A 5162-nucleotide genomic window follows, 5' to 3' on the forward strand; every position below is an offset into this window, starting at 1 on the left:
TACCAACGTCGTGTAGTACATGGTAATGGTTACCCAGCTTCAGGTGGAAATTATTAGCTTTAAATCCGGCGTAGATACCCGGAAAACGAATTTCTGGTGCGTTGTACTCTGGTCCATTCTGGTAGACGGTGGCGTAGCCCGTTGGTGTCATCATTTCAATCATGAAGAGCAGAGCAAAAGAGAGAAGCTTTAACAGTCTTCTGTGACAAACAAGCATATAGCTGGTGTAGATCCCATTTGATAATTATTAATTTGTTAGTCAGGATTGACCTGTTAAATAGTATTTTTTATTTATACTCATTGAATCAATTGTTACGATCCCTATGGAGCCAGAGGAAAAATAGCAGTGGGTTCAGGATGTAGCAAGAATGGATTTTTGTGCAATTTGACTGTTGGTTTTGAATTCGTGATATTTACTATCCTGATCGGGAATAAATAGATTGATATCAGGTTGGTTGTGTGTGCAGATATTCTAGAAGAGCCGGAGGAAAAACACCTCTGTTTTAACTGTTTTTAAGCTACTAACCTGATGGCTTAATCACTTTCTTGATTTCAGGGTTGTGTCTGTTTTTACTGTTAACAAGCATTAAAGTCACGTAGACTACCTTCTCAACAGTCTGACCATTTGATACTTTATTTAGTCCAGGCTTTTAAAGTCAGGATGGCCAATCTGATAGTGTCCTGAACAACGAGGCGTTGCGTAAAGCCTGTTTCAATCAATTTAATTACAGCATCACCGACATTAAAGCCAACTATCTTAATTTATCCAGCCAGCCTCTGCCCTGAACTTGGATAGAGAGGACTAATCAGTGGTGGGAGGATGTCACACTGCTTTATAGCCTTTATTCAATGTATAAATGGTATTCTTAACACCCTGAACAATGACAAAACTCGCTTTTACCTGTCGCCCTGTGTATCCGGGTCACTGACAACTGTTTATGAGTTGAGAGGGCGCAGCAAACATTATATCGTAAAGATCCATAGTGGCAGGGTCTGAGTGTTTTAGAGTATGGACAGCCTCTGATTACTTTGTACGCACATTCGGATAATTTGAACAGATTTTCTGTTTTATTGACAGTGATCTTGATGTATCATCGGCGGGATTCTTTCCATCCACCCAATACACTCGGATCGGTAACAGGTAATGCTGAGAATCGCCCAAGAAGCCCTCACTTTCGATGATGTCCTGCTTCTGCCCGGATATTCAGAAGTTCTCCCCAAAGATGTCTCTCTGACCACCAAGCTGACCCGCGAAATCGAGCTGAAAATTCCTCTGATCTCGGCAGCCATGGATACTGTGACTGAAGCCCGTCTGGCCATTGCCATGGCTCAGGAAGGGGGCATTGGCATCATTCACAAGAATATGACCGTTGCTCAACAGGCAAATGAAGTTCGTAAGGTCAAAAAGCATGAAAGCGGTGTCGTCAAGGACCCCATTACAATAGATTCCACTGCGTCGGTCAGGGATCTTCTTGAATTGACCGGTCGTCATAAAATATCCGGAGTGCCCGTTCTGGATGGCAGCGATCTGGTCGGTATTGTCACCAGTCGTGACGTCCGTTTTGTCTCCAATCTGGATATGGTTGTGGCTGATATTATGACGCCTAAGGACAGGCTGGTTACTGTGAAGGAAGGAACCGATCAGGAAGCTGTTCGCAAGTTGCTTCATAAGCATCGTATCGAGAAGGTGCTGGTAGTGAGTGAGGCTTTTAATCTGGTCGGCATGATGACCGTAAAAGATATCAAGAAAGCTCAGGATTATCCTAACGCCAGTAAAGATTCTCACGGCCAGCTGAGAGTGGGTGCTGCAGTAGGCACAGGACCTGAAACCCCTGAGCGTGTTGCTGCTCTGGTCGATGCCGGTGTCGACGTAGTGATCGTTGATACTGCCCACGGCCATTCCAAAGGCGTTATTGAGAGGGTTCGCTGGGTTAAGGAAACCTATCCTCACGTACAGGTCGTCGGCGGCAATATTGCTACCGGTGCAGCCGCCAAAGCCCTGGCCGATGCTGGTGCCGATGGCGTGAAAGTGGGTATTGGTCCTGGCTCCATTTGTACCACTCGTATCGTGACCGGTATTGGCGTACCCCAGATCTCGGCAGTAGCCAATGTTGTGGCAGCGTTGCAAGGAACCGGCATCCCGGTGATCGCTGATGGTGGGATTCGCTTCTCCGGTGACCTGGCTAAAGCCATCGTAGCGGGTGCCAGTGCGGTCATGCTGGGTAGTATGTTGGCAGGTACCGAGGAAGCTCCGGGTGAAGTTGAGCTTTATCAGGGCAGAAGTTACAAAGCTTATCGTGGCATGGGTTCACTTGGTGCCATGGCTCAGGCTTCCGGCTCCAGTGACCGTTACTTCCAGAGTGCAGAAGCCGGTGCCGAGAAGCTGGTCCCGGAAGGTATTGAAGGTCGTGTACCTTACAAAGGGCCGCTGAATGCCATTGTCCACCAGATGGTGGGTGGTCTGCGTGCAGCAATGGGATACACCGGTTCAGCAGATATGAAGACCATGCGTACGGTGCCCGAGTTCGTTCGGGTGACCAATGCGGGTATGAAAGAGTCTCATGTCCATGATGTGACCATTACCAAAGAAGCGCCCAATTACCGGGTGGGTTAATTTGACCATTCCCCTGAACTGTTGGCTATAGCATCCGCAGTTTAATGCCGGATCAGTAACAGGTCTTCGCACACCATGGAGAGGATCTGTTGCTGGTCATAGCAGTTATCTAATGTTGAGAAGACACATGTTAGAGGATATTCACGCCGAACGAATTCTGATTCTGGACTTCGGTTCCCAGTACACCCAGCTGATCGCCCGACGTGTACGTGAGATAGGTGTTTATTGTGAGCTGCATCCCTATGATATGGATGAGCAGGCTATTGTTGAGTTTGCCCCCAAGGCTGTGATTCTTTCGGGTGGACCTGAGTCCGTGACTGGGGACGCTTCGCCCCGTGCACCGCAGGCTGTTTTTGAACTGGGTGTGCCAGTGCTGGGTATCTGCTACGGTATGCAGACTATGGCTGAGCAGATGGGCGGCAGGGTATCGACCTCGAATCTGCGTGAATTCGGTTATGCCGAAGTAAATCTGGAAAACAAGGTCAGGCTGTTCGATGGCATTGAAGACCATGTCAATGAGCAGGGACGTCTGAGTCTGGATGTCTGGATGAGCCATGGTGACAAGGTGTCCCGGCTGCCCAAAGGCTTTGTGGCTGCGGCTTCTACTGATTCCTGTCCTTTTGCAGCCATAGCTTGTGAAGAGAAGCAATACTACGGTGTCCAGTTTCATCCTGAGGTGACTCATACCAAGCAGGGCGGTCGTATCCTGGAACGTTTTGTCATTGATATTGCCGGCTGTCAAAAGCTCTGGACGCCAGGACAGATTATTGAAGATGCTATCGCCCGTGTTCGTGAACAGGTGGGTGACAAGACCGTACTATTGGGGCTCTCCGGTGGTGTTGATTCCAGTGTTGTGGCAGCGCTTCTGCACAAGGCGATTGGTGATCAGCTGGTTTGTGTCTTCGTCGATAATGGTCTGCTTCGTCTGAACGAAGGTGATCAGGTGATGGCCATGTTCGCTGAGAACATGGGGGTGCGTGTTATCCGTGCAGATGCTGAAGAACTGTTTCTGGAAAAGCTGAAAGGCGTTCAGGATCCGGAGGCCAAGCGCAAAATTATTGGTAACACCTTTATTGAAGTCTTTGATCAACAGGCTGTGGCACTGGACAATGTTCAGTTTCTGGCACAGGGCACTATCTATCCCGATGTGATCGAATCAGCAGGTGCAAAATCTGGCAAGGCCCATGTCATCAAGTCTCACCACAATGTGGGGGGATTGCCTGAAGATATGGCTATGGAACTGGTTGAGCCGCTGCGTGAACTGTTCAAGGATGAAGTTCGCAAGATTGGCCTTGAACTGGGGCTGCCTTATGACATGGTGTATCGCCACCCTTTCCCCGGTCCGGGTCTGGGCGTAAGAGTGCTGGCAGAGGTCAAGAAAGAGTACTGCGATATTCTCCGTCAGGCGGATGCCATCTTTATTGAAGAACTGCATAAAGCCGACTGGTATCACAAGACCAGTCAGGCCTTTGCTGTGTTCCTGCCGGTTAAATCGGTGGGAGTGGTCGGTGATGGTCGTCGCTATGAGTATGTGGTGGCCTTACGGGCTGTTGAAACCATCGACTTTATGACCGCTCGCTGGGCCCATCTGCCTTATGAGCTGTTGGAGAAGGTCTCCAGCCGGATCATCAACGAGATAGAGCATGTTTCCCGAGTGACTTATGACGTATCCAGTAAGCCACCGGCGACCATTGAGTGGGAATAGCATCGGGCGTTGACCGGTTAAGTGAAATGGAACGGCTTGTCTAAGGATGAGCCGCTTTTTTTTGTAGTATGTAAAAAGAGCGACTGCTGTGATCTGCGCTTGATACAGTCGCTTTGAGAAAGTCAGTTAACAGGTTGTTTAAGTGGAACGAATTAAAAAAAGAGCTTTCAAAATGGTTCCTTACTACATGTAAAGAATTTAAGAAATCATAGAGGTACAGCCATGCCCACAACCAAATTAACATCAAAAGGTCAGATCACTATACCCGCCAGAGTGCGAGCAGATCTGAACCTTAGAGAAGGAGATCAACTCGAGTTCATCCAGCAAGAAGACGGCACCTGGCAGGTTGTTCCTAAAAACCTCAGCATTATGTCGCTGTGTGGAGCCGTTAAGACGAACATAAGTCTTTCAGATGATGATATAAAAGCCTATATTTCAGAGGGTTATTCTGGGAAAGATAGCAACGACGAAGAAGATGAAAGGGTTGTAGTATGATTGGTCTGGACACCAATATTTTGCTCCGATTTCTGACTCAGGATCACCCAGCTCAGTCCAAACAAGTTTTCAGGTCATTCAAACAGCTCAAACCTGAACTGAACATGAGGGGTATATATCAGAACCCGTTATGCTGGAAATTTGTTTCACTCTGCAAACAGGCTATTCATTTGACCAAGATGCTCAAAAATGTCTGGCAATGCAAAAGCCATGATTAAACTCTGGTGTGTGGGAGCCAGAGAAATTGTCGGGTTCATTAACCAAAGGTAGCGACCTGAATTTCTTCCATATCTCTGTTGCGCCAGAGGTCATAGTTAACCTGCATATTCAGCCACAGCTTAGGAGAGG

At 48.0% G+C, this 5162-nt stretch carries 3 protein-coding genes; all 3 read left to right on the forward strand.

The annotated features are described in order from the left end of the window. The first annotated feature begins 1144 nt into the window (after window positions 1-1144). The 3 genes from guaB (at window position 1145) to KDK19_RS06035 (ending at window position 4814) form a co-directional block, all read left to right on the forward strand. Window positions 1145-2614 (forward strand): IMP dehydrogenase, encoded by a 1470-nt coding sequence (gene guaB / locus KDK19_RS06025; protein ID WP_257253117.1) that lies wholly within the window; start codon window positions 1145-1147, stop codon window positions 2612-2614. A 127-nt stretch (window positions 2615-2741) separates the two neighbouring features. Then, window positions 2742-4319: a glutamine-hydrolyzing GMP synthase gene (gene guaA, locus KDK19_RS06030; RefSeq protein ID WP_257282274.1), complete on the forward strand. Its 1578-nt coding sequence runs from the start codon at window positions 2742-2744 to the stop codon at window positions 4317-4319. Window positions 4320-4541: 222 nt separating this feature from the next. Continuing rightward, entirely contained in the window at window positions 4542-4814 is a 273-nt protein-coding gene (locus tag KDK19_RS06035; protein WP_257291552.1) for an AbrB/MazE/SpoVT family DNA-binding domain-containing protein, read from the forward strand. Window positions 4815-5162: the final 348 nt, after the last annotated feature.

The sequence above is a fragment of the Endozoicomonas sp. ONNA1 genome, from assembly GCF_024606325.1.
Classification (GTDB): Bacteria; Pseudomonadota; Gammaproteobacteria; order Pseudomonadales; family Endozoicomonadaceae; genus Endozoicomonas_A.